This window comes from Salibacterium sp. K-3 (genome assembly GCF_054052005.1).
In genome coordinates, this window is sequence record NZ_JBSVZE010000003.1 from 318,032 (window position 1) to 336,003 (window position 17,972).

Genomic DNA, 17,972 nt, shown 5'->3' on the forward strand with positions numbered 1-17,972 from the left:
CTATTATTTTCCGAACTGCGGAATGTGATGGTCGCCTAACGCGACGTGAATAATCTGGACTTCGGTGTAGAATTCAAACGCATAATGGCCGCCTTCCCGGCCGATGCCGCTGTGCTTTGACCCGCCGAATGGTGTGCGGAGGTCGCGGACGTTCTGGGAATTGACCCAGAGCATGCCGGAATCGACTTTCTGGGCGACACGGTGGCCGCGCTGGATATCTTTCGTCCAGACGTAACCGGCGAGGCCGTAGCGGACATCGTTCGCTTTTTCGATCACTTCTTCTTCATCTTTGAATGTCATCACGGCTATGACCGGACCGAACACTTCCTCCTGCACAACGCGCATACTGTTGTCGGCGTTCAAAAGTACAGTAGGTGCGATAAAGTTCCCGCTTTTCATCTCTTCTGGTACCGTGCCGCTGACGACTTCACAGCCTTCCTGTTCCGCCAGTTCAAGATATTGTTTCACATTTTCATAGTGGTTTGTATGAATGAGCGGTCCGACCTGGGTCTCGGTTTTCATCGGATCACCGACGATGATGTTGTGCACCCGTTCCTTCAGCCGTTCCTTGAATGACTCAGCGATGTTTTCATGAACGTACAGCCGCGAGTTGGCGGTACAGCGTTCTCCGTTGAAGGAGAAGATGCCCCATGTACAAGCGTCCAGCGCCCGTTCGACATCAGCGTCATCGAAAACAATGATTGGTGACTTGCCGCCAAGCTCCATCGAGAACTGCTTCAGCGAGTCGGCACCGTTCTTCATAATTTCCGCACCGGTGGTCGTTTCGCCGGTAAAGGAGATCAGCTCAACATCCGGGTGGGCAACGAGCGACGCACCTGCTGTTTCCCCGAAACCGTGCACGACGTTGAACACTCCGTCCGGCAGCTCCGCCTTATCAATGATTTCAGCAAGCCGGTTGGCTGTGAGCGGCGACCATTCCGCCGGCTTCAGCACGACTGTGTTACCGGTTGCAAGAGCGGGTGCAATCTTCCATGTTTCAAGCATAAACGGTGCGTTCCACGGCGTGATCAGGCCTGCAATGCCGACCGGTTTATGAATCGTGTAGTTGATGAAGTCATCGTCAACCTGATAAACCTCCCCAACCAGCCGGCTCGATACCATTTCCGCATAAAAACGGAAGTTCTGGGCGGCGCGGGCCACCATTTTTTTCGTCTGGCTGAGCGGAAGCCCGGTGTCGTAAGACTCAAGAGGTGCGATCTCATCAATATGCTCATCAATCAGATCCGCGATTTTGTAAATGTAGTTCAGCCGTTCTTTCAGTTTCAGGTTTCCCCATTCGCCCTTAAAGGCTTTCCGCGCAGCTTTTACGGCTTTTTCAATATCCGCTTCACCGCCGGAAGCCACACTGTTGATTTTTGTGTTCGTAAAAGGAGAAATATTGTCAAACGTTTCGTTGGACGCAGCACTTGCAAATGTGCCGTCGATATACAATGGAATATCAGAAATCGATTCAATTACCTGTTTTCCTGCTTCACTGACATCCTGGAGACGTGAATCAGCCATGATGAAGGATACCTCCTTGTTGTTAACGCTTTCAAATAACCTGCACCTTCAAGATAGCATGCCTTTGTATATATGAAAAATATTAATAATATTGATAATCCATACGTTATTCGTATATGATGGACTTACAGGAAAGCGTTATCATTTTAAAAGGGAGGGACAGGTATGGATATCAGACAGCTCCGTTACTTCTGTGCCGTGGCAGAAGAAGGGCAGGTCACCAGAGCGGCTGCACGCCTTCATATGGCACAACCGCCTCTCAGCCAGCAGCTGAAAAACATGGAAGAGGAACTGAACATTGACCTGTTTCAGAAAAACGGCCGCAACATCGAACTAACCGAAGCCGGAAAGATTCTCTATCATAAAGCGCTGAAGATTATGCATGATCTTGAAGATACGGTTACCGAGGTGCAGGAAATCGATGAAGGCATCCGCGGCACCCTGACGATCGGATCGAATAAGTCCTGCTTTTCTTTTCTGCCGGAACAGATGAATCAGATGCGCGAACGGCATCCCCACATCATTTTTAAACTCCGCGAAGGCGATACGTTCTATCTTGCCGAAAGCATCCGGAACCGCGAGATCGAGCTTGCTGTCGTCCGCCTGCCGGTCGATCCGGAAGAATTCCATATGCTGCCGCTGCCATCGGAACGCTATGTTCTCGTTCTTCCCGGAGAATGGAATACCTTTGCCGCACACCGCAAAAATGTGGATATGAAAGAAATCGGAGAGATGCCGCTGATGCTGCTGCACCGTATCAGCGGGGCCGGGCAGTTTGAGCTGATCGTCAACGAATGCCGGCGCCACGGCAATGAACCGAATGTCATCTGCGAATGTCCGGATGCCTCGATGCTGTTGTCGTTAACCGCTGCGGGACTCGGTGCTACCATTATTCCAAAATCCACCTTGTATGCTTTTTCTTATGAAAACATCCGGGTCATGAACATTAATGACTTTTCGGTCACGGCCGATCCTGCTATTATATGGAATAAGGACCGCTATTTAACGAAGGCGGCACAGCGTTTTATCGATTTGTTTGAATCGTCTTTCTACCCGGACGGAAAAGCAGGCGGACAGCACCTTTAGATTTGATATTATATATAAAAAAATATATAATAAAATTATGGAAAAAAAGATGAACAAGACCAAATATGCGTACACCGTTATAAAAGACAGAATTCTGGATGGCACCTATGCCCCCGGCCAGCGCATTATTCTCGACCAGATCGCCAAAGAGGTCGGATCGAGCCACATTCCAGTTCGGGAAGCAATCCGCCGGCTCGAAGCCGACAATCTGATTGAATACCGGCCGAACGCCGGAGCACTTGTGCTGTCGATCGACGAGAAAGTCTATAAGCAGACGCTTGAAATGCTTGCTGTGCTGGAGGGTTATGCGACCAAACTCAGCATCGGTCACATGAAAGACGAACATATCGAAGAAATTAAAGAGATCAATCGCAATATGAAAGAGTGCCTCCAGCAGTATGACTTAAACAGGTTCAGCGAACTGAACAAGTCGTTTCATTTTGCGATATATTCGCACTGTCCGAATCAGCTTCTCGTCGAAGACATCCGAGCGTCCTGGGAAAAGCTCGATACCGTCCGTACTGCCGGCTTTGCCTATTTTCCGATGCGCGCGCCGCATTCGGTGGAAGAGCATGATCAGCTGATCGATCTCATCGAAGATCCGCCGACAAAAGATGCCGTTGAAGCCTTTGCCCGGCAGCACAAACTCAACACACTGGATGCATACGAAAACAGAGCGTAAACATAGCAAGCATTAAAGTTAAAGAAGCATTCGCTGCAGGTGGACGCTTTCCGCGGGCATGGCCTCAGCCTCCTCAAACGAGCCTGACCGGCTCGTTCTGCGGTGTCTTCGCCTCATGCTCTTCCCGCAGGAGTCGCCGCCTTCCGCTTCTGCCCATTTCATTTCGGCAGGGATATGACTATATAGAAACTGTTCTTTATTTGAACTTTTAATCAAAATCATATATTATTAAATATATTATATAGTGAATGCGTTTTCGTATCACGAATAAAGGAGTGAAGACTATGGTAACTGCCAAGGGGATTTACAACGAGAAAATACATCCTGCAGCGCTGGACGTTCATCCCGAAACCAACGACGTCCGCGGCCTGCCGGACAAAAACGTGACATGGCGCGTTCCGGTGAACGGGACTGTGTACGGCGCAGCTTTGAATTATAAGGAAGAACTGGATGAACTGGGAGATGCTCTTCACGAAAAACCGTACAACAAACCGCCGGAAGCTCCAGTGCTTTACATCAAACCAGTGAACACACTGAACCCGCACCAGCATCCGGTGCCGATGCCCGAAGACGAAAACGAACTCCAGACGGGAGCATCTCTTGGCATTGTGATCGGAAAAACAGCCGTACAGGTAAATCCCGGAAACGCATGGGAGTATATTGACGGATTTACGGCTGCAAATGATATCAGCCTGCCATTCGAGAGTTTCCACCGTCCTCCCATCAAACAGAAAGCACGGGATAAATTCTGCCCGGTCGGACCTTGGATTGTTGATAAAGCTGATGTGCCGGATCCCGATCAGCTTACGATCGAAACGAAGGTGAACGGCGAAACAAAACAAAAAGCTTCCACTGCCGGATTGGTACGCTCCATTCCCCGGCTCTTAGCTGACGTCACGGAATTCATGACCCTGTATGAAGGAGATGTGCTGCTCACCGGCACACCGGCCCGCCCCCCGCGCGTGCAGAAAGGCGATAACGTCCAGGTTACCATTGAACAGATCGGCACACTCGAAAACACGATTCAATAAAGGAGGAGGCACAAATCATGAAACGAGCACGAGTCGCTGCAGGCGGCGTTCTTCACGATGCCGTCGAGGAAAACGGCAGCATCAAACTGGAAGATGGACGCCTTCTGAATGAAGAAGACGTAGAATGGCTGCCTCCGGTGCAGCCGCAGACTACCTTTGCCCTCGGCCTGAACTACGCCGACCACGCCAAAGAGCTTTCCTTTAAAGCTCCTGAGGAACCGCTTGTCTTTCTGAAAGGCCCGAACACATTTATCGGCCACCGCGGCGAAACAAAGCGCCCGCAGAAAGCGGAAAACATGCACTATGAGTGCGAACTGGGTGTCGTCATCGGCCGGACTGCCAAAAATGTAAAAAAAGAAAACGCCTACGACTATGTCGCCGGCTACACCATCGGTAACGATTACGCCATCCGCGATTATCTCGAAAACTATTACCGCCCAAACCTGCGCGTGAAAAACCGGGATACGTGCACCCCGCTCGGCCCCTGGTTTGTCGACCGCGACGATATTGGCGATCCGATGAATCTAACGCTGAAAACCTACATCAACGACCGTTTGACCCAGGAAGGGACGACAGCCGACATGATTTTCAAGATTCCGGATCTGATTGAATACTTGAGCAGCTTTATGACCCTGAATCCTAACGATGTCATTTTGACCGGCACACCGGAAGGGCTCGATCAGGTGCATGCCGGCGATACGGTCGTCACCGAAATCGAAGGAATCGGCGCCCTGACCAACTACATCCGCCACGCGTAAGGAGGAACCCACTCATGCCGCATTTCATCGTCGAATATACCGATAACCTGAAAGCAGACGGCGACATCCGCGCCCTTCTGAAAAAAATCAATGAGGTGCTGACCGCCCACCCCGACCTTTTTCCTGTCGGAGGGGTCCGGTCGCGCGCCATCGAGCTGAACGACTACGTCATCGCCGATGATACCGAAGACGATGCCTTCGTCCACGCCATGCTGAAAATCGGCGGCGGCCGGTCGAAGGAAGACAAGACGATGATTTCTGAGAAATTATTTGAAGTGATGGAGACGCATTTCTCCGATCTATTTGAGAAACGGTACCTGGCTCTCTCCCTCGAACTGCAGGAATTCGGCGAAGGCGGGACCTATAAGAAAAACAACATCCATCCACGGTATAAGAGATAATCCCCCTTCGTCTCCCGTGGGGTTATAACGATGCAGAACATGTATAGCAACTCAAGGCCCAGCTGCTCATTGCAAGCTGGGCCTTGAATGTTTTTATTCATCCGGCTGGAAGGTTTCTTTTATATTTTGTTTACCGTTATTGTCTTTATACTCTTCTTCCCGCTGCAGATTGAAATGCTCCATAATTGGTGTGTCATGCACGGAAAAGAGGTGAGCATTCTTTCCTCCCGTATTAACATGTTCATGCCAGCACCAACTTGGGACAATAAATAAGTCACCCTTTGCCCATTCAAATTTCACCCCATCAATAACAGTGCAGCCTTCTCCCTCATGCACAAAATAAATGGAAGAATTCGTATGACGGTGAGCATTGGAATGATATCCTTCCGGGAGCCGCTGGAGCCAGGCAGCGATATTGGCATTCGCAGGCTCTCCGTTCGACGGATTGATAAACTCTACCGCATGGCCGTCAAAAGAGTCCGGTTCAAACTCCATCATGCCGTCCAAAGCATCTTTTGTCTGCTCCCAAGTATATGCTCCAACCGGAGCTTTTTTCGGTTTCCGGTCGGCTTTCGGCCGTACAAGACCGCCCTGGTAATGCTTGCTTGAATAATTATCGGGGTAAACCGCAGGTTCCATACCTTCAGGGTGCCCCTCAAAAAAGGTGCCGCCGGTGGCATAAATGAACGGAATATCCAGCACATCCATCCAGAACATCGGTTCATCTCCATCATGTCCATGGCCGTGCCACATCCCCTGCGGGGTTACCACAAAGTCTCCTTCATTCATATACATGCGCTCGCCGTTAATAACAGAGTATGCACCTTCTCCATTTATGATAAAACGAAGAGCACTTTGGGTATGGCGGTGGGAAGGGGCTTGTTCCCCTGGCAGAATAAGCTGTACCGCTGCATAAATGTTTTGGGTGGCAGCTCCCCAGCCCCATGGTTCGCGGTCTTTAAGGCCTGGATTCTGCAAGTAGATGGCCCGGCGTTCCCCGCCTCTTTCCGGAGTGAAAATTTCTGTGGCTTCCATTAAATAATTACGGAGCGTTTCCCATTTCCATAAATACGGAACGGCAAGTGGTTTCGGCTCTTTGCTGACCAGCTCTGGAATTGCATTCCAGAGCGGTCCCAGACTTTTCTTTTCAATCTTCTTATTAAAATCTTTTACGACCTGACTCTCCATAAATGCATTCGTCTCCGCCATTATAATCCTCCTCCATTATTGGTTTCTGTCTTCATATTGAGAAACAATTCGATTAAACTGGTTTTGATGTGTATCCAAATGTTCCACCAGAAAATGCTCGACAAGAAATTCCATCGACTTCGTGCCGAATTTTGAAATGTTGTGCGGCTTTTCGATTTGCAAATCTTCCGCACTCATTCTTTCCAAACGGGATACCGTTGTTTTTTTCGTTTCTTCCATCCCTTTCAATACATCGCCGACATTTCTTTGATCAGCCGCATTCACTGCCTGTAGCCTGCCTTCATGTTTCACATTCCGGCCCCATGTTTCGTTCTTTCCATCCACAACGTTTACTAGTTGGTTGGTGAAATATAACGGAAACTCTTCCACGTGGCAAAGCAGTTCCATAATCGACCATTCTTCTTCCGAGGGCTTCCAACGGATTTGCTCCTCTTCCATAGAAGAAGCGTGTTCCGGAAAAAACTCCAGTTTTTCTTTTATAAGGTTGGCATAGGCCTTCCCATCCTTCATGACAATTCCTCCTTACACTTTCTTCACTTTGTTTTTCAGCACACCGACCCCACTGACTTCAATATCCACGACATCTCCGTCCTGTAAAAAGACTTGGGGATCACGAGCCGCTCCTACCCCTCCAGGTGTTCCTGTACAAATAACATCTCCCGGTTCCAGAGTCATGATTTCTGACAAGAAAGCTATCAGCCCGCTCACATTAAACACCAGACTCCCCGTATTTGAACGCTGTCTTTCTTCTCCGTTCACCCGCAGAGAGATGTCCAGGTTATCCGGATCTTTCACCTCATCCTTTGTTACCATCCAAGGGCCCATTGGAGCACTTCCATCCAGAGATTTTCCCTGCAGCCATTGAAGAGTTCTTTTTTGAAGATCCCGCGCGCTGATGTCATTTACGATCGTGTAACCTGCAACGTAATCAAGGGCATCTTTTTCTTTTACATTTTTTGCTTCCTTCCCTACCACAAAGGCGAATTCCGCTTCATAATCCAATTTTTCCGTGATTTCAGGATAAGGAATGTCATCTTCCGGCCCGATTACTGCGTTGGCGAACTTTGCAAAAACAACCGGATGAGTTGGTAGTTCACGGCCCATCTCCAGAATATGCTCCCGGTAATTATGGCCGACACAGATAATTTTGCTCGGGTTCGTTATCGGAGCCTCGACACGGACGTCGGAACGAGCAAATATCCATTCTTCTTTTTCAGATGCAGAGGCATTGGACTGAATATAATCAACGGCTTTTTTTGCAAATTCCAGGCTTTCCTCTCCACCTTGAAGCAGTTCAAGCGTATTGGATGGTACATAGGCTTCTGCCACCGATGCTGCTCGGGGATGTTTGTCATTTTTCAACATCGAAAGGCAGGCCCCGTGTAAATCAATCACCTTATCATCAGTTGTCAGACAGGCTGAACGAACTCGGCTTCCTTGACGATAATTAATTATTTTCATGTATACATCACCTCTTCGTAAAACTATCTTTTTCTTTCTATTCAGCAACGAATGTATGAGCTTTAATTTATAAAAAGAATTTCCTTTCTTTGCAAAAGTCCCAGCAAAACCCCCTTTTTTACAAAGGATCATTTCTGCATCTTTCATTATCATTGTATTGGAGGGCTTCCTTTTTCCTAAAGTTTGTTTTTCTTCTATACGGAACTTATCTTTAAAATTTCGCTTGCCTTATATCTTTTTTGTCCGCTATAATGTAAATCAATTCATGTACTGTTCAGGGGAGAGGACGAATCGTGACAGAGCTTTTTCATAAAAATAACTACACCTCTCTTGAAAACGCACTGCGCGCGTTAAAAAGTTTTTCAGAAGACAACCCTGAATTCGGCGTAAGTGAGCTGGCAGATAAATTAGGGATAGGAATCAGCACCACTCACCGTATATTAACGACGCTCGCTGAAGAAGACTTTGTCGTAAAAAATCCAGAGTCTAACAAATATACCCTTGGCCTGTCGATACTGCAGCTGACTAATACCGTGACGGAGCAATTGCATATTATTCGTGAATCCACCCCCATTCTTCATGAGTTGACAGAAAAAACTGGAGAAAGTTCACACATCGGCATATTGGACGGGGGCGCTGTTATTTATCTACAAAAAGTAGACGGCTTCTATCCTGTTAAACTTGAATCTCATCTTGGCAAGCGCAACCCAATTCACTGTACAAGTTCAGGCCAGGCCATTCTTTCTTTTTTAGAAGGAGATTTAACCGAATGGATCTCTCTGCCTTTATCAACCTTTACAACCCACACCATCACCGATCCTGAAGCCCTGCAAAACAAGCTGGATGAAATACGCCAAAAAGGATACGCCATATGTGATCAAGAGTTTGAATCCAACATCTATTCAATCGGCGCACCTGTTTACAGCAACAGAAAGAATGTCGCTGCATCGATCAATATTGCCGGACCTTCCCAGCGAATCAAGCCCTATGAAAAAGCCTTTTCAGAGCACGTTATAAAAGCCGGCCGGCAATTATCAACTATTATTCAAAAACGCCGGGGAGAGAAGAATCTATGAAGCCCTCCAATACGGATAAATACCAGCTTTCTTCCGTCCGTAATGCTATGAAAATTCTACAGCTGTTCAAAAGCTCCGTGAACAACGATCTCGGGGTCTCCGATATATCTAAAAAAACCGGTCTTCCCAAAAGTACAACCCATCGTCTTATCTCCTATTTAACACAGGAAGGTTTTCTTTCTAAAAATCCCAGAACAGGACAATACCGACTTGGGCTTTCCCTGCTCACCCTCGGTGGTGTTATTTCGGTCCATAAAGAAATTTATAAAGAAGCATTTCCCCTCGTAGAAGCACTCGTAAAAGAGATCAAAGAAACATGCCACATTTGTTTACTCGAAAATAAACAAGTTGTCTATTTTTACAAAGTGAATAGAGAAAATCCGGAAACCCTTGAAACGGAAATCGGGAGAAAAAACCCAATACACTGCACAAGTGAGGGACTGGTACTGCTTGCTTACCAGGATAAAGCTTTTATTGAAGACATTGTGCAGGACGATCTCAAACAATACACCGGCCGGACGATTACGAATCCGCACACCCTGAAAGATACCCTTGAAGTAATAAAACGGGAAGGATACGCCATCACCACAGAGCATTTTTATGAAGGTTACACCGGCATTGCTGTCCCGGTACGTGATTATTCTTCCAATGTCGTTTCTTCCCTCGCCATGGTCGGATCCTCAGACCGGCTTCAGAAAGCTGATTATCCTTACTATATCAAGCAGCTGAAAAAGGCAGCTTCCGATATATCGGAAGCGCTCGGTTTTTACGGGGACGTTTGAAAATCGTGGTTCATTCATATTCACTTAATTTATACTCAGCTTTTTCCCTGCAGAACCAACACGTCTTTTGGCTGTACTCACTTAAGTTAATAACGTGCGGAACAATTAACTGTTTTAACGAATCGAGAACATGGTCCTTACACGATAGCAGCATCACTACATACCCCCCATTATGAAAGATATATGGTATTACCGATTGGGCCAAGTGGGAGATGCCCGTCTTCCAATATGCAGACCGCGTAATGAAATGGATTTGCTTTTGTTCCATCCGGATCGTCCGCCAATTCCCACGCACAAGCCAGTACACTGATATACATCGCATGCCCTGCGAGAAAAGCAACCGTTTTTTCATCTTCAAACATGTGATAAGCTCCTGCAAAAGCTCCGTGATAAACGAGCTCCGGAACATGATAAACAAGCTCACCAAGCTCCGTTTCACGCTCAGCCGTCTCCACCTTTTCTTTTATCTCATCGGGAATATTTTTTAAACGCTCCCATAGAACACTATTTTCTAAAGAAAGACGACTGATCGTTTCCGGAACTTCTTCACGTGGAATCCACTTCATCTGATACGTGTCGGCACCGATCGCTTCCATAAAGTTTTTAAGGTGGTTATTTGTGTTGGGGTCTTCCTGTCCAACATGATGAAACCAATCAATATTTATTAACCGGTCCATCATGCGGGCCACATTTTCTCCGTTTTTTCCATACTTTCCGGCATCAGTTATTGCTGTTGCTGCAGCCATTTGCCTTTCCTCCTTTCTTTTTTTAATTAATACTTCGTTGTTAATTCAGGAGGACCGAATTTCGGCCCATACGGTCCTTCGTCGAGCCAGCGGCCAAGTTTGGGAGCAATCGAGGTAAGTGACGCAGCCACTTCCCGTTTCAGGTTCATTTCCGGTGCGTTTCCCTGCAGATGATGAAGCGCTGTCGTCGAACCATCTCTATTCCATTTTGCTGCAATTCTTCTTTCTATTGCCGCATCATTGATTGCTTTTTCCCGTTCTTCTGGCGATCCACTTTGCAACGCGCTGTTTATCCCGTTTGCCGCAATAATGGCATCCGGCACCCCGGAATTTAACCCTCTGGCACCAAAAGGAGCAAACAGATGCGCCGCTTCACCGGCAAGCAGAACTCTTCTATTTTCATCGGTGAATGAATCCGCTACGACCTGATGAAAACGATAGGAGGAGACCCACGTAATTCTTTCCGTGTATTTTGGATCCATTACTTGCGGGAGCCATTTTTTCACACCTTCTATGTCTGTAAAATCGTCCGGGTCATCCTCTTCAAGTAATTGCAGATCCACTCGCCAACCACCTTTAAATGGCACATGCATCACATTCCGTCCACCCATAGCCGGATGCTGATAATGAAAGATCCTTTCAAGCGGCAGAGGGTTTTCTTCATCTTCCTTAATATCCACCACGAGGAAAGTATCAGCGGTGCGGGGTCCTTCAAACTGGATGCCGGTTGACTTTCGGATCGCCGAACGTCCGCCATCCGCGCCGATCACATAATCAGCCTCCCATATCTCACCCGCTTCTGTGATCACTTGCACGCCTTCTTGGCTGGTCCGGCATTCCTTCACCGGAGTATCCCATACAAATTCAACTCCGGCTTCCACGCAGGCATTATATATATGATCTTCAATCTCATTTTGATGCAGCGCCGTAAATGGTGGAAGCTTTTCAGGGTCATTGGTATTCGTAATGCCATAATCTCTTTTATACACTTCTTTTCCTTTATATAACGTTCTTTTTACCGGCCAGACAATGCCATTTCTCGCCAGGGTGAAACCAAGGTCAGGAGCCGTTTTTTCAAGTAAATCCAGAGAAGCGTTATGGAGAAAAATGGCACGACTTCCCGGACTCGGAGCCCCGTAAGAATTGGCTTCCAGTACAACACAGGAAATCCCTTTTTGTCTTAATGCAAGCGCGGCGGTCAATCCAACCGGGCCGCCCCCGACAACAAAAACTGTTTGTTTGTTTTCAGAATTGCTCATCACAAATCATTCTCCCTTGTTATTAGATTAAGTAATACATGAAAACGTTATCTATTCTCATTATAAATGGACATTTGTGAATGGCTGCAGCTTGAAATTCTTCTATATGGCACACACGCTTAAAAAGCAGCCATCAATATGCTCCTATGTAGTTACACGGGGCCTTGCATCTTTTCCCGCATATAATCTGGAATGGGAACGGCAGTAGGAACCCCCGCTGCCGTTGAGGTCCAGGCCCGGCGCTCATACCCCTCAGCCGCAAGCTTATCTCCTTTAAAAAATTGATGTTCAATTTTGAACGTTTTAGAACGGACTTCTGTCACTGTAGAATACACACTTACACGGTCTTCGTGTACGAGTGGTATTTTGAATTGGCAAAAGGCTTCCAGCAGTGGCACTATAATATTTTCTTCCTGCTGCAGTTTAGTTACAGGACAACCAGCTGCTTCAAACCACTCATGAGCCGCTTCATCCATCCATCTATAAAAATTCGGATAAAACACGATAGCCGCTGGATCTGTATCTCCCCATCTTACTTTTATCTCGTACATGTTTTTCACACCGGATCATCCTTCCCGTCATATCCTTTCTTTACAGGTACCGTGAATTCTCCTACTTCCCCAACACGGATGTGGATTCGATCTCCTTCCACAATGGGCCCTACTCCTTCAGGTGTCCCCGTTGCAATAACATCCCCCGGATACAGCGTCATATTTTGAGAGGCCGCTTCAAAACATTTATAGCAGTCATATATCAAATGTTTCGTGCTTCCATCCTGCCGCAGTTCATCATTAACCCAAAGTTTTAAATCTACATTATTTGGGTCGTCCATTTCATCAGCCGTTACAATCCAGGGCCCTATCGGGGTAAACGTATCAAAGGATTTCCGCCACGTTCGTTCTTCATTGCCCCGAATCGAGATGTCCAGCAAAGCAAAATATCCGAATATATAATGTTTGGCATCTTCTGCCTTCACGTTCCGGGCTTTTTTCCCAACCACAAAGCCAAGCTCGGCTTCATGATCCGTCCGGCGCCCCTCTATTGGGAGCCGGATTGGATCATCCGGCCCTGAAATAGAAGACGGTGCTTTCAAAAAAAGTTTTAATTCTTCAATCGTTCGAGGAGCATTTTGAAATTGTTTGTTCATTTCTTCCTGATGTTTTTTGTAATTTACGGGAGCGGCCCATATTTTCCCCGGAGAAGGAACCGGGGCTCTCAACTGGACATCCTGAATGTCGTGAAATTCCCCGGTTTTTACTGCTGACTCCAGTTCCGTTTTCCTTCCATCAAAATGTTCCATTACATGAACCAGTGATTCAAACGGCCGGGACTGATCCCATGAGACGACGTTCGTTACATCAACTATTTTCTCATTCTCCACCACACCTAATTTATTTTCGTTAAAAATGGCTAACCTCATCTCATTTCCTCCTGCCTCATTCGTTGTTTTCTAAACGTCAAGGTGTTGTAGGATCAAACGTTTTTTCAATGGTCTGGTGACCGTTATTTTCGGTATACGTTTCCCCAAATTCCAGGTCCAGTTTTTCCATCACAGGTTTATCGTTGATGGAAAACAGATAAGCATCGTCGCTTCCTGTATTAACATGTTCGTGCCAGCTCCACGGAGGCAAAATAAAGAAATCTCCCCGTGACCATTCGAATTTCTGACCATCAATGACCGTATAACCTTCCCCTTCCAGCACATGATAAATCGCGCTGTGTACATGGCGGTGGGCCTTAGTATGTTGATCCGGAAGGATTTTCTGCATCATCGTTCCGATTCTGAAATCCGCCGGACCTCCTGTGGTTGGGTTAATATACTCAATGGCATAGGCATCATAGGCATCTTCATTATTGCTGGATTCACTTAACCGCTCCAACTCATACTCGGCGCGCTCCCATGTATAATTAAAAATAGGCGAAGGATAACCAGGCTTTCTTTCTTCTCCTAAAGGTGCAAACGCCCCACCGGATAATTTTTTAGTTGAATAATTCTCCGGTGGTTCTTCCGGATAAAACCCGTCTTCATACGGCTCAAAGAAGGAAGCCGCCAGGGTCCGTACCAGCCCCACGTCAAGGCCGTCCATCCAGAACATCGGCTCTGTGCCTTCATGTTTATGCTCATGCCACGTCCACGCAGGAGTTAATATCATATCCCCCCGCTGCATATAGGACCTCTCTCCGTTCACCGCCGTATAAGCGCCTTCTCCTTCTATGATGAAACGTACCGCGGTCTGGGAATGATGGTGGGACGGGGCCATTTCGCCGGGAAGCAGTAATTGTATGCCGGCATACAGCGTATGCGTCCCATACCCTACGAGCCCACGCTTCAATAAGCTCGGATTTTGTAAATAAACCACTCTTCGTTCCGCGTCTTTTCCCGGTTCAAGAATATCCCCGGCTTTTAACGCGTAGTCGCGGATCGATTCCCACTTCCATAAATACGGCTCCACATCGTGCACAGGTTCTTTGGTCACCATATGTCCGAGGTCGTGCCATAACGGTCCTAACAAATCGTTTTTCATGTTTTCATAGTATTGAGCAATTTCTTCTTGCGTATATTTATTCTGCCCCATGTTTTTTCCTCCTTATTTTTGAAAATGTCTTTTTAAGAATATGCTTTTTGCTCCATTTCTTCTTCTTTTCCTTCATAAATGTCATTGATAAGTGCCGAGGACAACTCACTCGTTTTTCCATCAAAAACAACTTCTCCACTTTTTATTCCGATAATTCTGGTAGCATACTGCTGAGCTATCTCCACCTGATGCAAATTGACTAGGCAGGCAATATTGAACTCTTTACAGTTTGTGTAAATAGAGTTCATTACAATATCGGATGATCTAGGGTCCAATGATGCAATAGGTTCGTCAGCTAATATAAGACTAGGATCTTGGGCCAAAGCACGGCAAACACCTACTCTTTGTTTTTGTCCTCCAGACAATTCGTCCGCTCGTTTATAAATTTCATTTTCCAACCCCAGTTTTTTTAACCAGGAAATCGCATCTTTTTTATCATCTTCTTTATACCTGTTAAATACTCCTGATAGGGAATTCATATAACCTAGTCTCCCATGAAGTACGTTTTCCATCACACTCGCTCGTTCTACCAAATTATAATGTTGAAAAATCATCCCAATGTTGGCCCGAATATGACGCAATGCTTTTTTATCAGATTTTTCTACATTTTCTCCTAAAAAAACAATATGACCCTCTGTTGAATCTACTAATCGATTTATGCACCTTAAAAGTGTAGATTTTCCAGCGCCACTGGGGCCAATAATTGCAATAAATTCACCTTGTTCAACCGTGATGTTAATTCCGTTTAAAGCTAATGTGCCATCATTATATCGTTTGATCAGTTTTTCAATTTCTAAGACTGCGCTCATTGTTTTACCCCCTTCTATTATTTATTCATTTGCAGCCGGAGCTGGTTCAACGTCATTTCCAATAAGAACATGGTCACAAAGACTAGAAATATCCCCAAAACTAAATCTGCAAAATTGTAATATTGAATATACTGCTCCAATAAATAACCGATACCACCGGCGCCTACCATACCAAGTATCACAGATTCATGAACATCCAATTCAAACCGAACACCCAGCGTTGCTATCAAACCTGTTAATAACGCAGGGATAATCCCTTTAAAAATGACATGCCACCAGGTTCCACCTACAGCTTGAATCGCTTCAATAATTTCACCCCCTTCTTCCTCAATTTGAGCAGAGAATGCTTTAACAAGAAAAGCAGTGGTTGGGAATAACAGACCGATAACACCCGCCATTGGGCCAAACCCTATACCTGCTACAGCAATTAAAACCCAGACTGGAGTAGGCACAGAGCGGATAACCATCATGGTATAACGAAAAAATACACCTACAAATTTATTGGGAGTTGTATTATTCGCTACTAAAAATGAAATGAAAAATGAAATACAAAAACTTAACAGCACGGCCAAAAAAGCAATAACCAGCGTAGTAAGCATCTGTGACAGCATTTGAGGGAAATTTTCAAACGAAATCGAGGTTAATTCTGATAATAGGACAGGTAAACGGTTAATTCCTTCCTGTATAGCTTGATAATTGATATCGATTAACAGAAGTGAAGCGACAAACAAGATACCAACTATAGAAAAAAAACGCCTTTGTTGTTTTTGAGTTGCTTTATGAGCAATAAGTATTTTTTTTGAAGCTGCCGGATCATCTTTATCATATTCCATTTAAATAAGACGCCTCCTTATTCTATTAGTGAAATATTCAACAAATAATATCATTATGATCATTATTGAAATAACCATTGATGTTTGCCCATACTGAAATAAATCCATCGTTTCTTTAATTAAAACTCCGATTCCACCTGCTCCTACAACTCCTAATATGGCAGAAGCCCTGATATTGATTTCAAACATGAACAGGGTCCATGAAAAAAAACTTGGAAGAAACTGCGGTATGACCGCATGTTTAATTTTATGAAAGTAAGTCGCGCCTGCAGCGTCCAGTGCTTCCAGAGAATCTGAATTAATTTCTTCAATAGATTCCGCGTATACACGAGCTAAAAAGGCACTGCCGAATAAGATAAGTCCCATTATACCCGGAAGGACTCCGACACCCAGAATGACTACGAGCAGAGAAGCCCATAAAAGGAAAGGTATGCTTCTAAAAAAAGTAACTATCCCTCTGGTTATGACTCGAACTAAAGGATGGGGAGTGGTTTTGTAAGACATCATAAAACCAAAAAACATGGCAATCACTGAAGAAATAGTTGTGGCAACGATTGATATATATAATGTGTCGATGACCGGACCCGTATAACTACCAATATCCGAAAAACTTGGAGGGAAAAAGTCAACAACTATAAACTTAATTATTTGAGGAATACTTTGAATTAATTCAATTAAACTAAATTCAATGTACCCTACGGCCAGTATTACGATAATCAAGAAGAAGACCAACGATAAATATCGCTTTGTCTTCTTATATTTTGATTCCATCTCATTCTTTGTTTCACTCATAGTCAGCACCTGTCTTTCCGTACTTCTTATTCACCCATTAACTCTTCGGGACTCATATTTAACCTTTCAGACATATTCCTATAGAAATCATAGTCACTATCGTCTACTTCCACAAATTCAGCTCCCTGCATGCCAAGAAGATTCTCCAAAAATTCAGGGTTATCATAATTGACCAAATATTCCTGTAATTCTTCTTTTACATCTTCTGGCATATCAGCACTTACAGAAAATGGAGGAGGTGGTGTCGTTTCTGACTGTGCAATAACTCGAAAAGAGTCCTCTTCAATTACTCCTCTTTCAACCAACGCTTCTGGAACTGGAGATGCTACTGCAGTGGCATCATATTGACCATTAACAGCTCCAATTAAAGCACTTTCATGATCTCCTACAAACTGTTCTTCTGCCAAGAAGTCATTTTCCAATTCCTCAACAGTCAAATCGGTTTCTTCAAGGATCATAGTTTTTGGAAGTAGATGTCCAGATGAAGAAGAAGCATCGACAAATCCAAATGTTTTCCCCTCTAAATCACTTAACTCTTCAATATCTGAATCGCTTGGAACAATGACACTTGATTGGACTCCGTCCTGTTCCTTAGCTCCAACAATTGCTTCAATCCCTGCACGTTCAACTCCCAGAACGTAAGCAAATGGCGGCATAATAACCATATCAGCCTGTTCATTTCCCATTGCTTCAATGGCAGCGTTATAACTGTTCGCCTGATAGGACTCCACCGGCACTCCAATTTTTTCTGAGATTCCATCTTCAAATTCCTGATTAGTTTGCTGGACTTCGTCAGCACCTTCAAGTGGCAAATAAGCCATGACCAGTTCATCAATTTCATTATTCTCTCCTCCGGAATCTGAACCAGAAGAAGATTCTTCATTTGAGTTCTCGCCACAAGCAGAAAGTAATAAAAATCCAATGAGTATTATACTTAAACGTTTCAA

Annotated in this window: 20 protein-coding genes; 7 read left to right on the forward strand and 13 right to left on the reverse strand. The window is 45.4% G+C overall.

Annotated elements, in window-relative coordinates:
• Nucleotides 1-3: 3 nt before the first annotated feature.
• Complete coding sequence (gene hpaE / locus ACW9JV_RS17080) at nucleotides 4-1,524, reverse strand: 5-carboxymethyl-2-hydroxymuconate semialdehyde dehydrogenase (protein WP_457336656.1); 1,521 nt, start codon at nucleotides 1,522-1,524, stop codon at nucleotides 4-6.
• A gap of 165 nt (nucleotides 1,525-1,689) precedes the next feature.
• Here hpaE and ACW9JV_RS17085 point away from each other — a divergent pair, with 165 nt between their 5' ends.
• The 5 genes from ACW9JV_RS17085 to ACW9JV_RS17105 all read left to right on the forward strand — a co-directional run bounded on the left by ACW9JV_RS17085 (nucleotide 1,690) and on the right by ACW9JV_RS17105 (nucleotide 5,482).
• A complete protein-coding gene (locus ACW9JV_RS17085) occupies nucleotides 1,690-2,610 on the forward strand; it encodes a LysR family transcriptional regulator (protein WP_457336658.1) in 921 nt (306 codons plus the stop codon).
• Nucleotides 2,611-2,659: 49 nt separating this feature from the next.
• Nucleotides 2,660-3,292, forward strand: a complete 633-nt coding sequence (locus tag ACW9JV_RS17090; RefSeq protein WP_457336660.1) for a GntR family transcriptional regulator — start codon at nucleotides 2,660-2,662, stop codon at nucleotides 3,290-3,292.
• Between the two features lie 284 nt (nucleotides 3,293-3,576).
• A complete protein-coding gene (locus tag ACW9JV_RS17095) occupies nucleotides 3,577-4,323 on the forward strand; it encodes a fumarylacetoacetate hydrolase family protein (protein WP_457336662.1) in 747 nt (248 codons plus the stop codon).
• Between the two features lie 17 nt (nucleotides 4,324-4,340).
• On the forward strand, nucleotides 4,341-5,081 hold the full coding sequence (locus tag ACW9JV_RS17100) for a fumarylacetoacetate hydrolase family protein (protein ID WP_457336664.1): 741 nt from the start codon (nucleotides 4,341-4,343) through the stop codon (nucleotides 5,079-5,081).
• 14 nt (nucleotides 5,082-5,095) lie between these two features.
• On the forward strand, nucleotides 5,096-5,482 hold the full coding sequence (locus ACW9JV_RS17105; protein ID WP_457336666.1) for a 5-carboxymethyl-2-hydroxymuconate Delta-isomerase: 387 nt from the start codon (nucleotides 5,096-5,098) through the stop codon (nucleotides 5,480-5,482).
• A 93-nt stretch (nucleotides 5,483-5,575) separates the two neighbouring features.
• Here ACW9JV_RS17105 and ACW9JV_RS17110 read toward each other — a convergent pair whose 3' ends face one another.
• From ACW9JV_RS17110 to ACW9JV_RS17120, 3 genes are read right to left on the reverse strand one after another with little or no spacing between them, the layout of a single operon-like run.
• Complete coding sequence (locus ACW9JV_RS17110) at nucleotides 5,576-6,691, reverse strand: cupin domain-containing protein (protein ID WP_457336668.1); 1,116 nt, start codon at nucleotides 6,689-6,691, stop codon at nucleotides 5,576-5,578.
• 15 nt (nucleotides 6,692-6,706) lie between these two features.
• On the reverse strand, nucleotides 6,707-7,201 hold the full coding sequence (locus ACW9JV_RS17115; RefSeq protein ID WP_457336670.1) for a DinB family protein: 495 nt from the start codon (nucleotides 7,199-7,201) through the stop codon (nucleotides 6,707-6,709).
• A gap of 12 nt (nucleotides 7,202-7,213) precedes the next feature.
• Complete coding sequence (locus ACW9JV_RS17120) at nucleotides 7,214-8,152, reverse strand: fumarylacetoacetate hydrolase family protein (RefSeq protein WP_457336672.1); 939 nt, start codon at nucleotides 8,150-8,152, stop codon at nucleotides 7,214-7,216.
• A gap of 293 nt (nucleotides 8,153-8,445) precedes the next feature.
• On the opposite strand from ACW9JV_RS17120, the gene ACW9JV_RS17125 reads away from it, so the two are divergent.
• Nucleotides 8,446-9,228, forward strand: a complete 783-nt coding sequence (locus ACW9JV_RS17125; RefSeq protein WP_457336674.1) for an IclR family transcriptional regulator — start codon at nucleotides 8,446-8,448, stop codon at nucleotides 9,226-9,228.
• A complete protein-coding gene (locus ACW9JV_RS17130) occupies nucleotides 9,225-10,010 on the forward strand; it encodes an IclR family transcriptional regulator (protein WP_457336676.1) in 786 nt (261 codons plus the stop codon). Before ACW9JV_RS17125 ends, ACW9JV_RS17130 begins: the two co-directional genes overlap by 4 nt.
• A 170-nt stretch (nucleotides 10,011-10,180) precedes the next feature.
• Here the strand turns inward: ACW9JV_RS17130 and ACW9JV_RS17135 are convergent, their stop codons facing one another.
• From ACW9JV_RS17135 to ACW9JV_RS17175, 9 genes are all read right to left on the reverse strand, one after another.
• Nucleotides 10,181-10,756: a hypothetical protein gene (locus ACW9JV_RS17135; RefSeq protein ID WP_457336678.1), complete on the reverse strand. Its 576-nt coding sequence runs from the start codon at nucleotides 10,754-10,756 to the stop codon at nucleotides 10,181-10,183.
• 26 nt (nucleotides 10,757-10,782) lie between these two features.
• Entirely contained in the window at nucleotides 10,783-12,015 is a 1,233-nt protein-coding gene (locus tag ACW9JV_RS17140; protein WP_457336680.1) for an FAD-dependent monooxygenase, read from the reverse strand.
• A 152-nt stretch (nucleotides 12,016-12,167) separates the two neighbouring features.
• Nucleotides 12,168-12,566 carry an acyl-CoA thioesterase gene (locus ACW9JV_RS17145; RefSeq protein ID WP_457337237.1) on the reverse strand — a complete coding sequence of 133 codons (399 nt, stop codon included), beginning with the start codon at nucleotides 12,564-12,566 and terminating at the stop codon, nucleotides 12,168-12,170.
• Between the two features lie 5 nt (nucleotides 12,567-12,571).
• Entirely contained in the window at nucleotides 12,572-13,435 is an 864-nt protein-coding gene (locus ACW9JV_RS17150) for a fumarylacetoacetate hydrolase family protein (RefSeq protein ID WP_457336682.1), read from the reverse strand.
• A gap of 37 nt (nucleotides 13,436-13,472) precedes the next feature.
• The gene (locus ACW9JV_RS17155) at nucleotides 13,473-14,591 is read right to left on the reverse strand and encodes a cupin domain-containing protein (RefSeq protein ID WP_457336684.1); all 1,119 of its coding nucleotides are present in this window, start codon (nucleotides 14,589-14,591) and stop codon (nucleotides 13,473-13,475) included.
• A gap of 32 nt (nucleotides 14,592-14,623) precedes the next feature.
• Nucleotides 14,624-15,400 (reverse strand): phosphonate ABC transporter ATP-binding protein, encoded by a 777-nt coding sequence (phnC, locus tag ACW9JV_RS17160; protein ID WP_457336687.1) that lies wholly within the window; start codon nucleotides 15,398-15,400, stop codon nucleotides 14,624-14,626.
• A 17-nt stretch (nucleotides 15,401-15,417) separates the two neighbouring features.
• Complete coding sequence (locus ACW9JV_RS17165; protein ID WP_457336689.1) at nucleotides 15,418-16,233, reverse strand: PhnE/PtxC family ABC transporter permease; 816 nt, start codon at nucleotides 16,231-16,233, stop codon at nucleotides 15,418-15,420.
• Nucleotides 16,234-17,025, reverse strand: coding sequence for a phosphonate ABC transporter, permease protein PhnE (gene phnE / locus ACW9JV_RS17170; RefSeq protein ID WP_457336691.1), 792 nt, complete (start codon nucleotides 17,023-17,025; stop codon nucleotides 16,234-16,236). It abuts the gene before it with no gap.
• Nucleotides 17,026-17,051: 26 nt separating this feature from the next.
• Entirely contained in the window at nucleotides 17,052-17,972 is a 921-nt protein-coding gene (locus ACW9JV_RS17175) for a phosphate/phosphite/phosphonate ABC transporter substrate-binding protein (RefSeq protein WP_457336693.1), read from the reverse strand.

Coding starts and splice junctions, on each gene's coding strand:
- hpaE (WP_457336656.1), bottom strand. CDS start 1,524: ATGGCTGATTCACGTCTCCAGGATGTCAGTGAAGCAGGAAAACAGGTA.
- ACW9JV_RS17085 (WP_457336658.1), top strand. CDS start 1,690: ATGGATATCAGACAGCTCCGTTACTTCTGTGCCGTGGCAGAAGAAGGG.
- ACW9JV_RS17090 (WP_457336660.1), top strand. CDS start 2,660: ATGAACAAGACCAAATATGCGTACACCGTTATAAAAGACAGAATTCTG.
- ACW9JV_RS17095 (WP_457336662.1), top strand. CDS start 3,577: ATGGTAACTGCCAAGGGGATTTACAACGAGAAAATACATCCTGCAGCG.
- ACW9JV_RS17100 (WP_457336664.1), top strand. CDS start 4,341: ATGAAACGAGCACGAGTCGCTGCAGGCGGCGTTCTTCACGATGCCGTC.
- ACW9JV_RS17105 (WP_457336666.1), top strand. CDS start 5,096: ATGCCGCATTTCATCGTCGAATATACCGATAACCTGAAAGCAGACGGC.
- ACW9JV_RS17110 (WP_457336668.1), bottom strand. CDS start 6,691: ATGGCGGAGACGAATGCATTTATGGAGAGTCAGGTCGTAAAAGATTTT.
- ACW9JV_RS17115 (WP_457336670.1), bottom strand. CDS start 7,201: ATGAAGGATGGGAAGGCCTATGCCAACCTTATAAAAGAAAAACTGGAG.
- ACW9JV_RS17120 (WP_457336672.1), bottom strand. CDS start 8,152: ATGAAAATAATTAATTATCGTCAAGGAAGCCGAGTTCGTTCAGCCTGT.
- ACW9JV_RS17130 (WP_457336676.1), top strand. CDS start 9,225: ATGAAGCCCTCCAATACGGATAAATACCAGCTTTCTTCCGTCCGTAAT.
- ACW9JV_RS17135 (WP_457336678.1), bottom strand. CDS start 10,756: ATGGCTGCAGCAACAGCAATAACTGATGCCGGAAAGTATGGAAAAAAC.
- ACW9JV_RS17140 (WP_457336680.1), bottom strand. CDS start 12,015: ATGAGCAATTCTGAAAACAAACAAACAGTTTTTGTTGTCGGGGGCGGC.
- ACW9JV_RS17145 (WP_457337237.1), bottom strand. CDS start 12,566: ATGTACGAGATAAAAGTAAGATGGGGAGATACAGATCCAGCGGCTATC.
- ACW9JV_RS17150 (WP_457336682.1), bottom strand. CDS start 13,435: ATGAGGTTAGCCATTTTTAACGAAAATAAATTAGGTGTGGTGGAGAAT.
- ACW9JV_RS17155 (WP_457336684.1), bottom strand. CDS start 14,591: ATGGGGCAGAATAAATATACGCAAGAAGAAATTGCTCAATACTATGAA.
- phnC (WP_457336687.1), bottom strand. CDS start 15,400: ATGAGCGCAGTCTTAGAAATTGAAAAACTGATCAAACGATATAATGAT.
- ACW9JV_RS17165 (WP_457336689.1), bottom strand. CDS start 16,233: ATGGAATATGATAAAGATGATCCGGCAGCTTCAAAAAAAATACTTATT.
- phnE (WP_457336691.1), bottom strand. CDS start 17,025: ATGAGTGAAACAAAGAATGAGATGGAATCAAAATATAAGAAGACAAAG.